A 17,048-nucleotide genomic window follows, 5' to 3' on the forward strand; every position below is an offset into this window, starting at 1 on the left:
AGGTCTGATCGGCAGGTCTCATGGTGAGGGCCGCCCCCCCGGTGTCGGGGGGCGGCCCTTGGCCGTGGTGCCGTCAGTGGGCCACGGCTCCTGATGTCAGTGGGCCACGGCTCGTGGGGCCGTCAGCGGACCACGACCACCACCGGGCCACCGCCGTAGCCGTAGCCGTAGCCGCCGTACCCGCCGAAACCGCCGAAGCCGCCGTAGCCGGGGCCGAAGAAACCGCCGCGGCCGTAACCGCCGCACCAGCGGGACCACCAACCGCAGCCCCAGCCGCCACCCTGGACGGCGCTGGTGGAGACGTGGGCCGGGGCCGAGGCCGGGGTCGCTGCCGAGGCCGTGCCCGCCGCGCCGAGGGCGGTGCCGGCCGCCATCAGGACACCGACGGCGGACATAGCGAAGAGACGCCTTGCACGCTGTGCTTTCATGGGAATACCTTCCTTTCCATCCCCTCGTGCGGGTTCGGGCACGAGAAGAAGGCCGCGGCCGCAGCCGGAAAGGGTTCGGCGGCGCGGTCGTAGGTGTTGCCGCGTGGGTACAGGCGGCTGGGCCCGCGCGGTCGCGCTGTCAGCCCTGTGAGCAGGGTCTTCGGTCGACGCCCGGCCTGTTCCCGGACCGCCGCCCTCACCCATAGAGGCTAGCTTCCCGGCGGGCGCGCAGCATCTCGAGCGATCGCCCCGCAGCGACGATCGCTTCACAGCACTCCCGTGGTCAGGGGATGATTCCTCGTCGGCATCAAGGACGGATAAGGACCGGAGAGGTAACGGGGATGACCGAGCACGACGACCTTGAGCGAGAGTTCGATCACCGGTGGGCGCGTGCCGCCGAGCACAAGGAGCCGTCCGCCCGTGCACGGATGCTCGCCGCGCGCTGGAAGCACAACCCGCCGGGGCCGGTCCCGTTCCGCGCCGACCCGGAACCGGTCGCGCCGCGCCGCTCCTCGTGGATATCCACGGTCCTGGTCCTCGGCTGCATCGCCGCGGTGATCGTGCTGCTCGGCTACGGCCGTACGCACGGCTACCTCTGATGCCCCTGATACCTGCGAGGCCTTTCGTCACGTCCCGGGGCCCGCGTGCGCTCACCCCGCGCGCACGCGGGCTCACAGGCGGCTTTTGCCGCTCCTGGAGCTGATCGGGACCGCTTCATGGGCATCCGCAGGTGCACACTGGATGGCGGGACGAGTGCCTGACTGCGGGGTGATGCAAGATGCAGAGCCGCTTCCGGAGCGACCGACGGCTGACCGTGCGCATGGGGGTCACGCTGTTCCTGCTCGGGTTGCTGTACGTGGCGTTCGTGGCCGTGCTGATCGTGCTGCTGAAGTCCTGGGTGCTGGTCGTGGTGATCGCCGCCGGCGTGCTCGCCGCCCAGTACTGGTTCTCCGACCGGATCGCCCTGTTCGCGATGCACGGCCGGGTGGTGGAGCGGGAGGAGTATCCCCAGCTCCACACGGTGGTCGACCGGCTGTGCGCCATGGCGGACATGCCCAAGCCCACCGTCGCCGTGTCCAGCCTGGACATGCCGAACGCGTTCGCGACCGGGCGGAACCCGGACAACGCCGTGGTGTGCGTGACCACGGGGCTGCTGCGGCGGCTGGAACCGGCCGAGCTGGAGGGCGTCCTCGCACACGAGCTGTCGCACGTGGCGCACAAGGACGTCGCCGTGATCACGGTCGCCTCCTTCCTCGGAGTGGTCGCGGGCCTGGTCGTACGGTTCGCCTTCTACTCGGAACTGTTCGGCGGGCGCGGGCGCAAGGACCAGAACACCCTCGCCCTGTTCGCCATGGTGATGGGCGTCTCGGCGGCCGTGTACGCGATCAGCTTCCTGCTGATCCGGGCGCTGTCCCGGTACCGGGAGCTGGCCGCGGACCGGTCGGCGGCGCTGCTGACCGGCCGCCCCTCGGCGCTGGCCTCCGCGCTCACCAAGGTGACCGGTGACATCGGCCGGATCCCGTCCGAGGACCTGCGCACCGCGCAGGCCTTCAACGCCTTCTACTTCACTCCCGCGCTGGGCGCCGAGCCCGGCATCTCCCGGCTGTTCTCCACCCACCCGACCCTGGAGCGGCGGCTCGAGGAGCTGGCGCGGATCTCCGCCGAGCTGGGCGAGGCCGCGACGCCGGGGAAGGCGGGCTGAGGATGGGGCTCCTGGACATTCTCCTCGGCCGTACCAAACCCGCCCTGCCCGATCTGGACCAGCTCTTCGGGCTGCCGTCGGCGGCCGTGACCCTGGAGGCGGCGGCCGGCTTCACCCCGACCGGGCAGGGCGCGGTGTGCTTCGCCACGGTCGAGGGCGCCGCCTTCGAGCAGACCCATCGCGAGGTCCAGGCCCTGCTGGACGCGGACGCCGACCGCGAAGGGCCGCCCGTCGAGCTGTCCCAGGACTCCTACGGCTACTCCTGGCTGGTCTCCCGCCGTAGCCCGGACCAGCTTCCTGAGCTGGTCAACGACCTGCACGCGGTGAACAGCGCCATGGAGGTCAACGGCTTCGGCCCCCAGCTCCTGTGCTCCCTGGCCGGCTTCCACGACGACGCCGGCCGGCGGCTGGCACTCGTGTACCTCTACAAGCGGGGCACCTTCTACCCGTTCGCGCCGCTGGCCGGCCAGGCGCAGCGGCGCGATAACGCGCTGGAAATCCGGGTGAAGGCGGCCCTGGCCGACGACCTGCGCATCGAGCAGGACCTGAGCCGCTGGTTCCCGGTGTGGGGCGCCCCCGGTCTGTGACCACGCCCCCGGCGCACCCGGCCGTGCGGGCTGCTCCGATGTGCGCGGACGGCCACGAACCGCGCGGGCGCCGTGAGTGAATGGCGGGATGAGCGAGCTCTCGTCCTTCGGCCACGACCATGACGGCGAACGACTCAGCGGCGTGTACGGCGGTGACGGCGACGGCGCGGACCTGCCCACCGTCGTGCTGCTGCACGGCGCGGGCAACGGCGACGCGCGGCGGCTGCTGCCGCTGCTCGCCGAGTTCGTCGCCCGAGGCTGCCGCGGTGTCGCGTTCGACTTCTCGGGGCACGGGGACAGCACCGGCGCGCTGCGGGAGCTGAGCCTGCGCCGGCGCTTCGAGCAGGCGGTTGCCGTGATCGACGCCCGGGTGCCCGCGGGCGGTCCGCTGATCCTGGTCGGGTTCAGCATGAGCGGCCAGACCGTGGCCGACCTGGCCCGGCACTACGGGGAGCGGGTGACGGCGCTCGGCCTGTGCGCGCCGGCCGTCTACGCCGACGAGGCCTGGGACGTGCCGTTCGGCACGGGGAACGGGCGGTTCAGCGAGATCATCCGCAGGCCCGGCGGCTGGCGCGCGGCCTCCGCACTCGACGCACTGCGCGCCTACGAGGGCCGGGCCGTGCTCGCCGTGCCCGGCACCGACACCGTCATCCCGCCGGCGGTAACCGAGGCCGTCCAGGACGCGCTGAGCGCCCGCGCCCAGTTCACCCGCCTCGAACTCCCCGACGCCGGGCACACGCTGGGGCTGTGGCTCCGCGACCACGCCGGTGACCGGCGGGACTTCGTGGACGCGGTGCTGACGGGGCCGGCCGAGGGCGGCTGGGCGGCGACGAGGGCGTGGGTGGCCAAGCAGCTGCCGCAGGACCGCACCGTACGCGGCACCACCCTGCTGCGCGGCGGTTCGAGCTCGCAGCTGCGCGCGCTCACCCTCGACGACGGCACCGGCCTGGTGCTGCGGACCTTCGTCAAGCCCTTCTTCCGGCGCCACGCGCCCGGGCTGCTCACCCGCGAGGCCGCCGTCCTGGGTCTGCTGGCCGGCCGGGACGGCATCCCGGCGCCGACGCCCATCGCCGTCGACGCCACCGCCGAGCACTGCGACCACCCCTCTTCGCTGATGTCGCGGCTCGCGGGCCGGGTCCGGGTCGACGAGGAGGACCTGGCCGCGCGGCTGGACCTGCTGGCGGCGCAGCTCGTACGGATCCACGGCGTCGTGCCGGACGAACGCCCGCGGCGGTACCAGGCGTGGACGTCACCGGAGCGGGTGCGGGCCCGGCCGGGCGCGCTGTGGGAGCGCGCGGTGGACGTGCTCCGCCGTGAGCCTCCGGAGTACGAGGGCTGCTTCCTGCACCGCGACTTCCACCCCGGGAACGTGCTGTTCACCGGCGCGGGCGACGATCTGCGGATCAGCGGTGTCGTCGACTGGGTGGAGACCTCGTGGGGCCCCGCCGACCTCGACGTGGCGCACTGCTCGACGGCTCTCGCGCTGCTGCACGGCCCCGGGCACGGACTGGGTTTCCGGGACCGCTACGAGGCCCACGGCGGACGTCCGCTCGCCGACGGCCCGGACCACCTGTACTGGCGGCTGCTCGACACCCTCCACTACGCCCCCGACGCGGCCTCACTCGCCGGTCCGTGGCGCGAACTCGGGCGGACCGACCTCACCGCGGAGGTACTGGGCGACCGGCTGGAGGCGTACGTGGAGGGGCTGGTGGAACGGTACGGCTGAGGCCGGTCCGGCGACGGCGGGACGGGGCCGGTGTCAGTGGTGTCGGGGAGGATGCGGCCAGGCGTTACTACGGGCGGAGGACTCATGGACGAGGAACCCCGGTACATCGACGTGGCGGAACGGCGGGCCAGGCTGGCCCTGCGGCACCGGCTGGCCGCCGGGACGCGGGCGAGCAGCCCGGAGGAGGTCGCCCGGGCGCTGGTGGCACTGCACGGCACGGACCCGGCGACGGTGTACCTCGGCGTGGGCGCCCGCCTGGCCGACCCGGCCGAGACGGTGGCGCGGACGGAGCACGCGCTGTACGAGGACCGCACGCTGGTGCGGATGCACGGCATGCGGCACACGGTCTTCGTCTTCCCGGCGGAGCTGACCGCCGTCGTCCACGCCTCGACCGGGATCGCCGTCGCCGCCCGGGCCCGTGCCGCCCTGATCAAGGACATGGCGAAGGCGGGCGCCCCTGACGCGGCCTGGCTGAAGGAGGTCGAGGAGTCGGCGCTGGCCGCAATGGGCCGCCGCGGGCAGGCCACGGCCGCCGAGCTGGCCATGGACGAGCCGCGGCTGCGGGAGCAGTTCGCGTACGCGGCCGGGAAGAGCTACGAGGGCGTGCACACGGTCTCCTCGCGGCTGCTGCGCGTCCTGGGCGTGGAGGGCAAGGTGGTCCGGGGCCGGCCGCTCGGCTCCTGGACGTCCACGCAGTTCCGCTGGGCCCTCGCGCCCGAGCATCCCGAGCTGGACGTCGCCGCCGCCCAGAGCGATCTGCTGCACCGCTGGCTCGCGGCCTGCGGCCCGGCGACCGAGGCCGACCTGAAGTGGTGGACGGGGTGGCGGGTGACGGACGTGCGGCGGGCGCTGGCCGCGGCGGGGGCACGGGAGGTGAGGGTGGACGAGGGCACGGCGTACGTCACCGGGGACGACGTCGCCCCGGTGACCGGCCCGGAGGAACCGTGGGCGGCCCTGCTGCCGGCTCTCGACCCCACGGCGATGGGCTGGCAGCAGCGGGACTGGTACCTCGCGCCCCGGCTGCGGCCGGCCCTGTTCGACGGCAGCGGCAACGTCGGCCCGACGGTGTGGTGGAACGGCCGGGTCGTCGGGGCCTGGGCCCAGCGCCCCGACGGCGGGATCGCCTGGCGGATCCTGGACCGGGACGGGCTGGGCGCGGAGGCGGAGGCGGCGATCGCCGGGCAGGCGGAGGAACTGGAGAGCCGGCTCGGCCCCAGCCGCGTCACACCGCGCTTCCGCACACCGCTGGAGAAGGAACTGACGGCCTCGTGACCGGGGCCGGGCACCCCGCGTCCGCGGGGCGCCCGGCGTCGGGGCTCAGCGCGAGTACCGCATCAGCGCCCGCACCATGTGACACGTCGTGCTCGACGGCCGGTGCACGCCGATGAGTTCGGCGATGGAGCGGATCGTCTCGTCGCGGGCCTGGTGCGGCAGGTGGACGCCCGAGTCGAGCAGCGCGATGGCGAGCCGCATCGCCTTCAGACGGCGGTTGTGGATGACGTACCACTCCCGCGGACGCCCCGGCGGCAACGGCCGCTTCGCCACGGGTTCGTAGGGCAGGTCGAGCAGGACCGGACGCTTCGCGGTGGACTGGGTCGGCAACGGCTTCGGCTTCACTACGGCAGCGGCCACAGGCATCCTCCTGTCGCGAGGGGAGCGCCACGGGAAACCCGGCGACGCTCTCGAACACTGCTTCAATTCTACTGCCCGGCACTGACATCGGGGGCCTGCCGAGTCCATGAATCTGCGCAGGTGGAAGGGTAGTTGACGTCCCGTCACGACTGCTTCGCATGAGGCGCGCGGGGCGACAGAAATTCGAACAGGATGGTTGCGGGGCACGTCCGGAACACGGGCTTGGGGTTCCGACCCACGGGGTATCGCAGGCGTATGCGGCCGCCGGAAAGACACCTGTGGGTGGGGCAGTGGGTGGAAGCCCTTCTGCCGGGCGTGGTGCGACGCGTGCTGAAAGGGGCGGAACCGCAGCCGCGATGGTTGCCGCGGCGGGTGCTGACAGTGGTGTCGGCCGACATCGACACCACCGCCGGTGTCGGGGCGGTCTGGGCTGTGTGGCACCCGAGTTCAGCACGGGCGCGTGAGCACATCGCGCTGATGGAGTGGCACGAAGAGCAGTGGCGGTGCACCGGCATGGGCAGCGGCCCCGCGGACGATCCCGCCGACGTCGACGTGCTAGAGATCCGCGACGGCGCGGGTGCGCTCAGCCTCACCCGATACCTCGGCCCTCCGGACTCCGTCTCCACGGCTCCGTGGATCGGCAGCGTCAAGGTCCGTGTCGGGCCGGGTGTCGGCCACCTCCTCATGGGCGATCGCCTGATCGGCGCGCACGAACAGCGCGAACTCGTCGCCGCCTGGATCTCCGCTCACGCGCACCGGAAAACCCGTCCGCTCATCGTGGCCTTCGGTCGCGACGGCACCGAACTCTCCCGCATCGGCCCCCGCGACGGCCTGGACACGCACACCTGGGCGCGACTGAGAAGGGAACTGCCGTAGCAACTGCCCCTCGCCACCGGCGTCGCCCGACGAGGCTCCCGCGAGAAGACACGACTGGACGACGCCGACAGCAGAATGAGGCCGCAGCGCTCATGGCGCCCTCACGTACCGTGGCCGCATGGAGATCTGGATCAATCCGGCATGTTCCAAGTGCCGCAGTGCCGTCGGGCTGCTCGATGCCGAGGGGGTCGAGTACACCGTGCGGCGCTATCTGGAGGACGTGCCGAGTGCGGAGGAGATCCGGGAGGTGCTCGGGCGGCTGGGGCTGGAGCCGTGGGACATCACGCGGACACAGGAGGCCGTCGCGAAGGAGCTCGGGATCAAGGAGTGGCCGCGGGACTCCGGGGCGCGCGAGCGGTGGATCGCGGCGCTGGCCGAGCATCCGAAGCTGATCCAGCGCCCGATCATCACGGCGGACGACGGCACGGCGGTCGTGGCGCGGACCGAGGAAGCGGTGCGGGAGGCGCTCGGGCGTGGGTGAGTGCCGGCGGATCGGCGTGCAGCGTCGCCCGAGCGGCGCGCCGTGCCGTCAAGTCCCTTATGACACACGTCACTTCAACTCGTGACCGCAACCGCTGAGTAACCTCGTGCGGCATCCCGTACCTAGCGGCGTACGCTCCCCCACCTCTCCAGGAGGCGCGCATGTCGCGTAGGCGCACTGTCAGCACCAAGAAGAAGGTCGCGCTGCTGGTCACGGCCGTGGCCGTGGCCGGCGGCGGGGCCTTCGCCCTCGCGGCCACGTCCAACGCCGCGCAGCCGGACGCCCCGCGGACCCTGTCGATCGCGGACTCGACGACCTGCCTGGGGTTCGCCACCGCCCTCGGCAACAACCAGAAGTTCATCGAAGACCAGCGGGCCAATCCGGACGCTCTGTCCGAGGCGCGGATCGCCAACCGCCAGGAGGTCATCGAACAGATCAAGCGCCAGCAGGCCGCGTCCGGGTGCACGGTTGGGGAGTCGGCTCAGGGCTCCCAGGCCGGGCAGCAGAACGGTCAGGCGGCCGGACAGCAGGCGGGCCAGCAGAACGGGCAGGGCGCCGGACAGCAGGCCGGGCAGGAGAACGGTCAGCAGACCGGGCAGCAGGACGGGGGTGCCGGGAACGGCGGCGGTGTCGCCGCGTCCGGGCAGCAGGTGTGCCAGGGCTCCACCGTGACGCTCTCCGGCGAGGGCGGCGCACCGGCCGCGTCCAGCAACCAGTTCCCGGCGGGCACCACGCTGAAGGTCACCAACCTGGACAACAACAAGGCCATCACGGTGAAGGTCACGTCCGTCTCCGGCAGTTGCGTCCTGCTCAACGACGCGGCCTTCGAGGAGGTCCGTGAGCCGGGCAAGTTCCTGATCCGGCGCGCGGTGATCGAGAAGGTGGGGTGAGACCCGCCCCACGACGGGCAAGGGGCCCGCTGTTCCCGACCGGGAGCGGCGGGCCCTCGCCGTGCGCCACGAGCACCGCCCGAACGGGTGAACCGCGCCACAACCGCGCCGGGTAACGCCGCCCTCGACCCCAAGCCGGTCAAGGGCGACTGGAACGGCGCCGGCGCCCACACCAACTTCTCGACCCGGGCGATGCGCGAGAGCCCCGAGGGCTACGCCGCGATCATCACCGCGTGCGAGGCCCTCGGTGAGGGCTCCCGGCCGATGGACCACGTCAAGAACTACGGCGCCGGGATCGACGACCGCCTCACCGGCCTGCACGAGACCGCCCCGTGGGACGCGTACTCCTACGGCGTCGGCGACCGCGGCGCCTCGGTCCGCATCCCCTGGCAGGTCGAGCGGGACGGCAAGGGCCACATCGAGGACCGCCGGCCGAACGCCAACGTCGACCCGTACGTCGTCACCCGACTGCTGATCGACACCTGCTGCGCCGCCCTGGAGAAGGCCGGGCAGGTCTGATCCGGGCGGGGGCGCGGCCGTCGGGCGGGGGCCGCCCGACGGGGTGTCCGCGCAGTGAGAAGAGGGTCCTGCCCGGAGACGGGTTCTGCTTCAATGGGGGCATGGTCGGTTTCCGGGAGTGCGTCGCGGCAGGTCGCGATGACCTGGAGCCGTTCTGGCCCTCCCGTCAGCACCACGACTTCGACCGGCTCTGTTGCCGCGCGCCGCACGCGCGTGCCCGGTGAAGCCGTAACCCACCGGCCTCCGGTCCGCGCGGAACGACGTACGTCCCGACGCGCCCGACCACGAACTCGCGGCCGTCGGTCCTCCGGCGAACCTCTCCCGCGAAAGAGCTGACTGTCATGGCGACCACTCGTTCTCTGACCGACGCCTCCCTTCCCGCCCCCGTCTCCTCCCGCTCCGCCTCCTCCCCGGCCTCTCCCGCCTCCGCACGGCACCGGCTGCGGGCCGTGGGCCGGGACGAGGTCGTGGAGATCGCCGATCTCCTGCCGCCGGGTGCCACCTGGCTGCCGGCTCCGCAGCACGCCCTGCCCAGGCTGCCGGGCCGGCCGCCGATGGTCGGCTATCTGGTGCTCGTGCCCGCCGACCGGCAGCCGCCGCACCTGCCGGTGGCGGTACCCGACCGCCCCGATCGCCTCGACCTTCCGGAGGGCGGGACGGACGGCGGCACCGCGCCCGGTGCGGGCGACCCGCTCGTCCGCGTCGACACCGCGCGGCGGACCGCGGAGGTGGACGGGCACGGACTCGACCTCACCTACCTGGAGTTCGAGCTGCTGGCCCATCTCGTGGCCCACCCGCACCGCGTGCACACGCGCGACCAACTGGTCACCACGGTCTGGGGCTACGACCACGTGGGCGACGGCCGCACCGTCGACGTCCACATCGCCCGGCTGCGCCGCAAGCTGGGCGCCGAGCACCGCCGGACGATCCAGACCGTGCGCCGCGTAGGCTACAAGTACGCTCCGCCGACCGGACGTTGATCTCTGCCAAGGGCAGAATCCGGTTCCCTGCCACGGCCCGGACGGGCACAGTCACCGGTATGAGACTTCTGGTGCTGGGTGGTACGGAGTTCGCGGGGCGGGCCGTCGCCGAGGCGGCGGCCGGGCGCGGCTGGGATGTGACGGTCCTGAACCGGGGGCGGCACGCGCCCGTTCCCGGAGTGCGGTCGTTGCGCGGCGACCGCACCGCGCCCGACGGGCTCGCTGCCCTGACGGACGGCGCGTGGGACGCGGTCGTCGACACCTGGTCGGCCGCGCCCCGCGCGGTCCGGGACGCGGCGCGGCTGCTGCGGCACCGCGCCGGCCGGTACGTGTATGTGTCGAGCTGCTCGGTGTACGCCTGGGCCCCGCCCGCCGGCTACACCGAGGCGGCGCCGCTGGTCGAGGGCGCCGAGGCGGGCGCGGGGCAGACGGATTACCCGCGGGACAAGCGGGGCGGCGAGCTGGCCGCCCTGGAGGCCTTCGGGGCGGACCGCTCGGTGCTCGTACGGGCCGGGCTGATCCTCGGGCCGTACGAGAACGTCGGGCGCCTGCCGTGGTGGCTGAACCGGATCGCGCGGGGCGGCCCCGTACTGGCGCCCGGCCCGCGGGACCTGCCCCTTCAGTACATCGACGTCCGGGACCTCGCCGTGTGGACCCTCGACGCGGTGGAGAAGGGGTTGAGCGGCCCGTACACCCTGATCAGTCCGCGAGGGCACGCGACGATGGGTGAACTGCTGGAGGCGTGTGTGCGGACCACCGGCGCCGACGCCGAGCTGCGCTGGACCGACCCGGACGTGATCCTCGCCGCGGGCATCGAGCCCTGGACGGAGCTGCCGGTGTGGGTGCCGCCGGGCAGCGAGGGCCACGACGCTCTGCACGGCGCCGATGTCACCCGGGCCCTCGCGGCGGGCCTGCGCTGCCGCCCCGTGACCGAGACGGTCGCGGACACCTGGACCTGGCTCCGGGCCCTGGGCGGGACCGCACCCCAACGGCCTGACCGGACCCGCAAGGGCCTCGATCCGGAGGTCGAGGCGAAGGTGCTCGGGCTCCAGGGAGGGGACTCGGCCGCCGGGCGGCCCGGAGTTTCAGCCGGTTCTGCCGCAACTGCCTGCGGAAATGGGGCAGTTGCGGCTCCAGTGACGCACGGATCGCGCATCAATTCGTGGGTCGGCTGAACACGCCCGGGGCCGCGTCCGTATCCATGGGAGCCGCTTCACTCCTGTCGGGCGCCTCGATGCTGCCCCGCAAGGAAGTCAGAGGAGTTCCATGGGACGCAACACACGCAAACGCCGAATGCCGCTGGCCACCAAGGCCATAGCCGGGGCGGCGGCCCTAGCGCTCGGTGGGGGCGGGCTTGTCTGGGCGAACTACTACGCATCCGCGCACGAGTCGAAGAACGACGCGTGGGGAGGCAACCGGACGAAGGCCGTCAACGCGCAGGTCGCGACGATCAAGTGCCCCGACATCGGCCAGCAGCTCACCGCCGTGCCGGAGCAGGCCCGTGGAGAGGTGGACGGCGAACTCGCCACGCTCGACCAGCAGATCACCGAGGCGTACCAGCGACTGGCCACCACGCGCGACGCGCAGGCCAGGGACGCGAGCTTCGTGCAGAACGCCATCCTGGGTCCGCTGAAGGACCGGCGGAAGGTGATCCTCGACCGGATCAAGCTGGAGATCAACCGGGCCGGCGGCAAGACCCCCGGCAACCTGGACGACATGGCGCCCTGCACCGGAACCCCCGTCGAGCAGAACCAGACGGACGCGGGCGAGGGCGACGGCGGTCAGGACAACGGCCAGAACGACGGCCAGGACACCGGCCAGGACAACGGCCAGGACAACGGGCAGCAGGGCGACAACGGCGGCCAGAACGACGGCGGTCAGAACGACGGCGGCCAGCAGGGCGGCGACGACGGCCAGCAGGGCATCGGCGGCCAGGCCGGAAACGGCCCCGTCGCGGCGGACTTCGTGGACATCACCACCGTCCAGCCCAACGTCCCGGCCAAGCCGCGCAAGAGCCGCAACGCCTCGAACGGCAGCTTCACCACGCGCTGCGGTGTGAACGCCAACGGCAACCACAACACCGACAACGTGATCGTGGCGCCCGGTGTGGCCAACGGCGCCCACCACCTGCACGACTACGTCGGCAATCAGAAGATCGACGCGTTCGCGAGCAACGACACGTTCCTGCAGAGCGGCACGAGCTGCCAGAACAAGAACGACCTGTCGGCGTACTACTGGCCGGTGATCCGCGTCCAGGACGGTTCGCAGGACTTCGACCAGGACGCGGACGGCGGTGGCAAGGAGGGCAACGTCGGCCGGATCCTCAAGCCGCTCCAGGCGGAGATCAAGTACGTCGGCAGCCCGACCGGCAAGGTCGTCGCCATGCCGCAGTTCCTGCGCATCATCACCGGTGACGCCAAGACCACGACCAACGGTCTGGCCAACGCCAACGCGCACTGGAGCTGCACCGGCTTCGAGAACAAGGTCCAGCTGACGGAGCAGTACCCGATCTGCCCCGAGGGCAGCAAGATGGTCCGCACGTTCGCCTTCCAGAGCTGCTGGGACGGGCAGAACACCGACAGCGCCAACCACCGTACGCACATCGCCTTCGCAGACGACCGCGGCAACTGCCCCAGCGGCTTCAAGGCCATTCCGAAGCTCACGATGCGCCTGGTCTACGACGTGCCGCGGCCGACCGTCGAGAACGGCGCGGTGAAGAACGCCTACGCGGTCGACGGCTTCCCCGAGCAGCTGCACAAGGCGGCCACCGACCACGACGACTTCATCAACATCACGACCGGCGGTCTGGCCAACAAGATCGCCAACTGCGTCAACTCGGGCCGGAACTGCAAGTGACGCCCTGAACAGGTGACACCGGACCGGTGACCTCGTGAAGAAGGCCGGCGGCGGGAGATCCCGCCGCCGGCCTTCGCCGTGTGCCCGTGGGGCCGTGCGCGCGTGCGCCCGTGCCCCCAAGGCCGCTCAGCCGCTGTGCGCGCCGTGGGCGCTGTGGTCCGTGCCGGTCTCCACGTCGCCGCCGAGGGTGGCGCGCAGCGCGGTGACCACGCCGCTGTCGCCGACGGCGACCCACTTGCGGCCGACGAGGTAGGAGCCGCCGTAGTCCTTGGCGTCGTCGATCCACTCCCGCTGGCCGCGGTCGGTGGCGAAGGTGGCGAGGACGAACTTGCCGGTGGGGTTGGTGCAGATGGCCTGCCGGATGGTGTCGGCGTCGGTCTGCATGTCCGGCTCGCACTTCACCTCGGCGGCCAGGCTCTCCAGGCTGCCGGTGGCCGTCGGCGGCACCTTCGCCTCCGCACCGTCACCGGAACCGCACCCCGTCAGCACCAGTGCCGCCGCGGCACCGGCCACCGCGAGCATCGGTCGGGTCACCCTCATCTGTTCCTCCGGTCGCTTCCGGCACTCCGTTCCCGGCGGCACGCGCCACAAGCATGCCGCACCGGGCCCCGGCAGGGGGCCGCCCTTCGATACGGCTCCGGCGCGCACAGCGCTCAATCCGGTGGACGCCACCTGCGCACGCGTGCGAACGTGAGCCGGTGAACCAGGACTGGGAAGACCGCGTGGCCGCCGCCTGGGCCCGCTTCGACGACTGTTCCGAGGACGAGGCGCCCGCGTTCCGGGCAAGGATCGACGCGCTCGTCGCCGAACTGCCGGACGGCAGCCCGCTCGGCCCGTTCGAGCAGGCCTGCGCCTGGGACTCCACCGGCCACCCGGACCGGGCGGTGCCGCTCTACCAGGAGGCCCTGGAGCGCGGGCTGAGCGGCTACCGGGGCCGACGGGCCAGGATCCAACTGGCCAGCTCGCTGCGCAACCTCGGGCGGCCGGAGGAGGGCGTCAAGCTGCTCACGCCCGAACTGGACGGCCCCTCAGACGAGTTGGACGACGCCGTACGGGCGTGTCTGGCACTGTGCCTGTCCGGTGCGGGCCGTGACCGCGAGGGACTGTCCCTCGTCCTCGGCGCCCTCGCGCCCCATCTGCCCCGCTACCAGCGTTCGATGGCGAACTACGCCCGGCTGCTGGTGGAGCCGGAGGACTGACACCGCCGTACCCCGGTGTGACCAAGGACCGGCTCGCTCGTTGGCCTGGACGTGCAGTCACAGGATGTCGCCCCGCGCCACAAGTCCTCCTCCGGACCGGTCGTCGATGCCGAGCGGGCCGAGGCCGCGCTCGTCGAGCACTATCCGCGCCTGGTCCGGCTCGCCTATCTGGTGCTGCCGCCCGGGCTCGGGCGGGGCCGCCGTGTGCTGACCGCGCACGCGCTGGCCCAGCGGGCGCTGCCGCGGGGCCGGTCCTCGGCGACCGTGATCCCGGCCCAGTCGGCCGGCCGCGAGTCCGACCCGGGCTACGCCTTCGTCCGCCTCCAGGTGATCCGCACGGCGCTGGGGGCGGGCCGCCCGCCGCGGCGCGGGATCCGTGCCGGACGCGCCCGGCTGCGGCCGGCCCTGCCCCTGGTGTGGGGGCTGCGCCTGTTCCCGCGCTCGGGCGGCGCCGACGAACTCGCCCTGGACCAGAGGCTGGCGACCCTGTCCGGGCCGGCCCGTGCCGCCTACGTGCTGCGCGGCCTGGAAAGGCTTCCCGACCCCGCCGTGCGGGAGGTGCTGACGGCCGCTGGCGTGGCCGACCCGGTCGCCGCGCTGCGCCAGGCCGACCGCCTGCCCGCCCAGTACGCGCTCCTCGACTCCCCCGAGTTCGATCCGTGCTCGTTGCAGGCCCGGCCCACCGATCTGAAGCGGCGCAGGCAGCACACCAGGGCCGCGCTCGCCGCTGCCGCGGCCCTCGTCGTGTGCGGTGCGCTGGTCGCGCTGCCCGGCGGCGGCTGGGGCCCGGACGGCGCCGCCGCACCCGCCTACGCGCACAACCCGTCCGCGGAGGCCGCCCTCGACCCGGGCAGGCTGACCAGAATCGCCCCCACCGCCTGGCGGACCTCCGCGCGGCTCGACCTCTCCGTGTGGCCGGCCCGCGGCGGCCTGGCGGGCGACACGGCCCTGCTGCGCCGCGCCCTCGCCGTCTGGGCCCGCCCCGGCGAGTCGGTACGGGTCTCGGCCACCCCCGGCACCGCCACGGGCGGTCCCGCGGGACCGCCGCAACTGCTGTACGCCGGCGTCGTCGACAACGCGCGCGTGGTGCTCTTCCACGACGGCCTGCGCATCGCCCGCTACGCCGAGCCGAAGGACTCCGCCACCGGGGCAGCCCTCGACTTCGCCCGGGTCGACGGCGCCGTGGGCGCGGAGGCGGGCGCGGTGGTGCTGGGCCGCTCCGACGGGAACGTCCGCTATCTGACGGCGCCGTGGGTGAAGGCGGCGGCCGAGCGGGACCTGCTCAAGCCGGACGCCGGGGCGATGGACCTCGGCCTCACGGGCGGGGTCACCGGGCCGCTGGCCAGCCCGGTCCAGCGCACCGGCGGCTGCACCTCGTGGAACGTGCTCCAGCTGACCGGCGAACCCGGCACGCAGCTCCTGGCCGACCTCGGCGAACTGGCCCCCGCCCGCCTCACCACGGGCCGCCCCGACGCCCCGCAGGAGGCGTCGGGCCCGGCGGGGCTGCGCGCCTGGGCGCCGCTGGCCTGCTCGCTGGGCTCCGTGCGCGCACAGGGCGTCCGGTCGGTCAACGCCTGGGAGTACGCCGAGCAGCCGCTGCCCGACGCGACCGGTTCGGCCGCCGCGTGGGTGTGCACCCGCGCCGAGACCTGGCGCGGCGACGGGTCGCGGGTGCTGGCCCAGTTCCACACGCCCGGCGGGAAGTACGCGGCGGTCGCGGCCCAGGCCGAGAACGTGCCCGCGTGCGGCGCCCGCGATCCGCACGTGCTGGCCGGAGTGCTGTGGAAGTCGCAGGCAGGGGCCTGGTACCTGCTCGCGGCCGGCGACCGTGACACCGCCTCGATCACCGCGACCGGTGGGGTCAGCGCCTCCGCGCAGGGCCGCCTGCTCGCCGTGCGGACCCGGCAGGGCGCGCAGGCCGACCTGAAGGGGACTCTGGCGGACGGCAGGTCCGTGGCCGTGCTGCGGCAGAAGTGAGCGGTCGGCGCGGCGGGGTGTGACGAGCCGCGGTCGAACACCGTGGTCGGTCCCAGCCGGTCCGTTCAGGGCCGGAATCGATCGGTAAGGTGTTCGTATGACTACCGGGGTTCGCCGCAGGATGGGAGTCGACGAACGACGGCAGCAGTTGATCGGCGTCGCCCTCGAACTGTTCAGCCGCCGCTCGCCCGACGAGGTCTCCATCGACGAGATAGCGTCGGCGGCGGGCATCTCGCGCCCGCTGGTCTACCACTACTTCCCCGGCAAACTCAGCCTGTACGAGGCCGCGTTGCAGCGCGCCTCGGACGATCTGGCGGGCCGGTTCACGGAGCCGCACGAGGGCCCGCTGGGGGCGCGGCTGCTGCGGGTGATGCGCCGGTTCTTCGACTTCGTCGACGAGCACGGGCCCGGTTTCTCGGCCCTGATGCGCGGCGGCCCGGCTGTCGGCTCGTCGACGACGAACGCGCTCATCGACTCCGTCCGGCAGGCCGCGTATGACCAGATCCTTTCGCATCTCGGGATCGATCAGCCGCCCGTGCGGCTGGAGCTGGTCGTCCGCTCGTGGATCTCGCTCGCGGAGTCGACGGCGCTGATCTGGCTGGACGGCCGGCGCATCCCGCGTGCCGAGCTGGAGGTCCAGCTCGTGCACGACTTCGGCGCGCTGGTCGCCGTCAGCGCCGCCCAGGACGAGGAGATGGGCGCGCTCATGCGCCGGGTCTTCAAGGACGAGCCGGCCGAGGGTCCCTTCCTGGACCTGGTCGGCCGGCTCGTCGCCCTCGCCTCCTGACGCGGTTTTTCCGCCTCGTCAGGCGTCGAATTTCCGGTACGAGGCGTCGAGGTCGCGCACCTCGGCCGACGCGTGCAGCTCCAGGCCCTCGACCGGCTTCACATGCTCCCGCAGCGCGTCCAGGACCGCCTCCGTCAGACGTGCCTTGGTCTCGTCGGTGCGCCCGGCCAGCAGGCCGATGGTGACGTGCACGATCGCGTGCCCCTCGGTGTCCGGACCGACGGCGGTGTCCTCTGTGCGGCGGAACTGCGTCTTGCAGGCCGGGGGCTTGGCGGCCGCGATCTCGACCGTGCGGACGTGCAGCTCCCGCGCGAAGGCACGCCGGTCGAAGGCGTCGGCCAGCCGCTCGGAGTAGTCGAAGGTGATCTGCGGCATGAGCACTCCTGTTCCGGGCCTACTGTGGACCCG

Annotated in this window: 18 protein-coding genes and 1 pseudogene; 15 read left to right on the forward strand and 4 right to left on the reverse strand. The window is 72.9% G+C overall.

Going from position 1 to position 17,048, the window contains the following annotated elements; translation table 11 throughout:
• Positions 1-122 precede the first annotated feature (122 nt).
• Positions 123-395, reverse strand: a complete 273-nt coding sequence (locus tag ACIP4X_RS02110) for a hypothetical protein (protein ID WP_358729659.1) — start codon at positions 393-395, stop codon at positions 123-125.
• A 374-nt stretch (positions 396-769) separates the two neighbouring features.
• On the opposite strand from ACIP4X_RS02110, the gene ACIP4X_RS02115 reads away from it, so the two are divergent.
• The 5 genes from ACIP4X_RS02115 (at position 770) to ACIP4X_RS02135 (ending at position 5,715) form a co-directional block, all read left to right on the forward strand.
• A complete protein-coding gene (locus ACIP4X_RS02115; RefSeq protein ID WP_358729658.1) occupies positions 770-1,027 on the forward strand; it encodes a hypothetical protein in 258 nt (85 codons plus the stop codon).
• A 179-nt stretch (positions 1,028-1,206) separates the two neighbouring features.
• On the forward strand, positions 1,207-2,130 hold the full coding sequence (gene htpX, locus ACIP4X_RS02120; RefSeq protein WP_358729657.1) for a zinc metalloprotease HtpX: 924 nt from the start codon (positions 1,207-1,209) through the stop codon (positions 2,128-2,130).
• Positions 2,131-2,132: 2 nt separating this feature from the next.
• The gene (locus ACIP4X_RS02125) at positions 2,133-2,717 is read left to right on the forward strand and encodes a hypothetical protein (protein ID WP_358729656.1); all 585 of its coding nucleotides are present in this window, start codon (positions 2,133-2,135) and stop codon (positions 2,715-2,717) included.
• An 88-nt stretch (positions 2,718-2,805) separates the two neighbouring features.
• Complete coding sequence (locus ACIP4X_RS02130; protein WP_401346225.1) at positions 2,806-4,443, forward strand: alpha/beta fold hydrolase; 1,638 nt, start codon at positions 2,806-2,808, stop codon at positions 4,441-4,443.
• Positions 4,444-4,527: 84 nt separating this feature from the next.
• Entirely contained in the window at positions 4,528-5,715 is a 1,188-nt protein-coding gene (locus tag ACIP4X_RS02135) for a winged helix DNA-binding domain-containing protein (protein WP_358729654.1), read from the forward strand.
• A gap of 45 nt (positions 5,716-5,760) precedes the next feature.
• Here ACIP4X_RS02135 and ACIP4X_RS02140 read toward each other — a convergent pair whose 3' ends face one another.
• Complete coding sequence (locus ACIP4X_RS02140; RefSeq protein ID WP_358729653.1) at positions 5,761-6,075, reverse strand: hypothetical protein; 315 nt, start codon at positions 6,073-6,075, stop codon at positions 5,761-5,763.
• A gap of 255 nt (positions 6,076-6,330) precedes the next feature.
• Between ACIP4X_RS02140 and ACIP4X_RS02145 the strand changes: the two genes are divergently transcribed.
• From ACIP4X_RS02145 to ACIP4X_RS02175, 7 genes and pseudogenes are all read left to right on the forward strand, one after another.
• Positions 6,331-6,951 carry a hypothetical protein gene (locus ACIP4X_RS02145; protein WP_401346227.1) on the forward strand — a complete coding sequence of 207 codons (621 nt, stop codon included), beginning with the start codon at positions 6,331-6,333 and terminating at the stop codon, positions 6,949-6,951.
• A gap of 118 nt (positions 6,952-7,069) precedes the next feature.
• The gene (locus ACIP4X_RS02150) at positions 7,070-7,432 is read left to right on the forward strand and encodes an ArsC/Spx/MgsR family protein (RefSeq protein WP_391453396.1); all 363 of its coding nucleotides are present in this window, start codon (positions 7,070-7,072) and stop codon (positions 7,430-7,432) included.
• 161 nt (positions 7,433-7,593) lie between these two features.
• A complete protein-coding gene (locus ACIP4X_RS02155) occupies positions 7,594-8,322 on the forward strand; it encodes a hypothetical protein (protein WP_401346230.1) in 729 nt (242 codons plus the stop codon).
• A gap of 117 nt (positions 8,323-8,439) precedes the next feature.
• A pseudogene (gene glnII / locus ACIP4X_RS02160) lies at positions 8,440-8,841 on the forward strand (glutamine synthetase); the annotation flags it as partial.
• Between the two features lie 341 nt (positions 8,842-9,182).
• The gene (locus tag ACIP4X_RS02165) at positions 9,183-9,821 is read left to right on the forward strand and encodes a winged helix-turn-helix domain-containing protein (RefSeq protein WP_358729649.1); all 639 of its coding nucleotides are present in this window, start codon (positions 9,183-9,185) and stop codon (positions 9,819-9,821) included.
• A 59-nt stretch (positions 9,822-9,880) separates the two neighbouring features.
• Positions 9,881-10,996, forward strand: coding sequence for an NAD-dependent epimerase/dehydratase family protein (locus ACIP4X_RS02170; protein ID WP_358729648.1), 1,116 nt, complete (start codon positions 9,881-9,883; stop codon positions 10,994-10,996).
• Between the two features lie 91 nt (positions 10,997-11,087).
• A complete protein-coding gene (locus tag ACIP4X_RS02175) occupies positions 11,088-12,677 on the forward strand; it encodes a DUF1996 domain-containing protein (protein ID WP_358729647.1) in 1,590 nt (529 codons plus the stop codon).
• 126 nt (positions 12,678-12,803) lie between these two features.
• Here the strand turns inward: ACIP4X_RS02175 and ACIP4X_RS02180 are convergent, their stop codons facing one another.
• Positions 12,804-13,217: a hypothetical protein gene (locus ACIP4X_RS02180; protein ID WP_358729646.1), complete on the reverse strand. Its 414-nt coding sequence runs from the start codon at positions 13,215-13,217 to the stop codon at positions 12,804-12,806.
• Positions 13,218-13,375: 158 nt separating this feature from the next.
• Between ACIP4X_RS02180 and ACIP4X_RS02185 the strand changes: the two genes are divergently transcribed.
• The 3 genes from ACIP4X_RS02185 to ACIP4X_RS02195 all read left to right on the forward strand — a co-directional run bounded on the left by ACIP4X_RS02185 (position 13,376) and on the right by ACIP4X_RS02195 (position 16,640).
• Positions 13,376-13,876, forward strand: coding sequence for a tetratricopeptide repeat protein (locus ACIP4X_RS02185; RefSeq protein ID WP_391453387.1), 501 nt, complete (start codon positions 13,376-13,378; stop codon positions 13,874-13,876).
• A 51-nt stretch (positions 13,877-13,927) separates the two neighbouring features.
• The gene (locus ACIP4X_RS02190) at positions 13,928-15,853 is read left to right on the forward strand and encodes a hypothetical protein (RefSeq protein ID WP_358729644.1); all 1,926 of its coding nucleotides are present in this window, start codon (positions 13,928-13,930) and stop codon (positions 15,851-15,853) included.
• Between the two features lie 97 nt (positions 15,854-15,950).
• A complete protein-coding gene (locus ACIP4X_RS02195) occupies positions 15,951-16,640 on the forward strand; it encodes a TetR family transcriptional regulator (RefSeq protein WP_391453385.1) in 690 nt (229 codons plus the stop codon).
• Positions 16,641-16,658: 18 nt separating this feature from the next.
• Here the strand turns inward: ACIP4X_RS02195 and ACIP4X_RS02200 are convergent, their stop codons facing one another.
• Positions 16,659-17,015 (reverse strand): 5-carboxymethyl-2-hydroxymuconate Delta-isomerase, encoded by a 357-nt coding sequence (locus tag ACIP4X_RS02200; protein ID WP_401346237.1) that lies wholly within the window; start codon positions 17,013-17,015, stop codon positions 16,659-16,661.
• Between the last annotated feature and the right edge of the window lie 33 nt (positions 17,016-17,048).

The sequence above is a fragment of the Streptomyces sp. NPDC088817 genome, from assembly GCF_044750345.1.
In the GTDB taxonomy this organism is placed as follows: domain Bacteria; phylum Actinomycetota; class Actinomycetes; order Streptomycetales; family Streptomycetaceae; genus Streptomyces.

Bases quoted from the DNA above. Each gene is read 5' to 3' on its own strand.
- ACIP4X_RS02110 (WP_358729659.1), bottom strand. From the start codon at position 395: ATGTCCGCCGTCGGTGTCCTGATGGCGGCCGGCACCGCCCTCGGCGCG.
- ACIP4X_RS02115 (WP_358729658.1), top strand. From the start codon at position 770: ATGACCGAGCACGACGACCTTGAGCGAGAGTTCGATCACCGGTGGGCG.
- htpX (WP_358729657.1), top strand. From the start codon at position 1,207: ATGCAGAGCCGCTTCCGGAGCGACCGACGGCTGACCGTGCGCATGGGG.
- ACIP4X_RS02125 (WP_358729656.1), top strand. From the start codon at position 2,133: ATGGGGCTCCTGGACATTCTCCTCGGCCGTACCAAACCCGCCCTGCCC.
- ACIP4X_RS02130 (WP_401346225.1), top strand. From the start codon at position 2,806: ATGAGCGAGCTCTCGTCCTTCGGCCACGACCATGACGGCGAACGACTC.
- ACIP4X_RS02135 (WP_358729654.1), top strand. From the start codon at position 4,528: ATGGACGAGGAACCCCGGTACATCGACGTGGCGGAACGGCGGGCCAGG.
- ACIP4X_RS02145 (WP_401346227.1), top strand. From the start codon at position 6,331: ATGCGGCCGCCGGAAAGACACCTGTGGGTGGGGCAGTGGGTGGAAGCC.
- ACIP4X_RS02150 (WP_391453396.1), top strand. From the start codon at position 7,070: ATGGAGATCTGGATCAATCCGGCATGTTCCAAGTGCCGCAGTGCCGTC.
- ACIP4X_RS02155 (WP_401346230.1), top strand. From the start codon at position 7,594: ATGTCGCGTAGGCGCACTGTCAGCACCAAGAAGAAGGTCGCGCTGCTG.
- ACIP4X_RS02165 (WP_358729649.1), top strand. From the start codon at position 9,183: ATGGCGACCACTCGTTCTCTGACCGACGCCTCCCTTCCCGCCCCCGTC.
- ACIP4X_RS02170 (WP_358729648.1), top strand. From the start codon at position 9,881: ATGAGACTTCTGGTGCTGGGTGGTACGGAGTTCGCGGGGCGGGCCGTC.
- ACIP4X_RS02175 (WP_358729647.1), top strand. From the start codon at position 11,088: ATGGGACGCAACACACGCAAACGCCGAATGCCGCTGGCCACCAAGGCC.
- ACIP4X_RS02180 (WP_358729646.1), bottom strand. From the start codon at position 13,217: ATGAGGGTGACCCGACCGATGCTCGCGGTGGCCGGTGCCGCGGCGGCA.
- ACIP4X_RS02195 (WP_391453385.1), top strand. From the start codon at position 15,951: ATGACTACCGGGGTTCGCCGCAGGATGGGAGTCGACGAACGACGGCAG.
- ACIP4X_RS02200 (WP_401346237.1), bottom strand. From the start codon at position 17,015: ATGCCGCAGATCACCTTCGACTACTCCGAGCGGCTGGCCGACGCCTTC.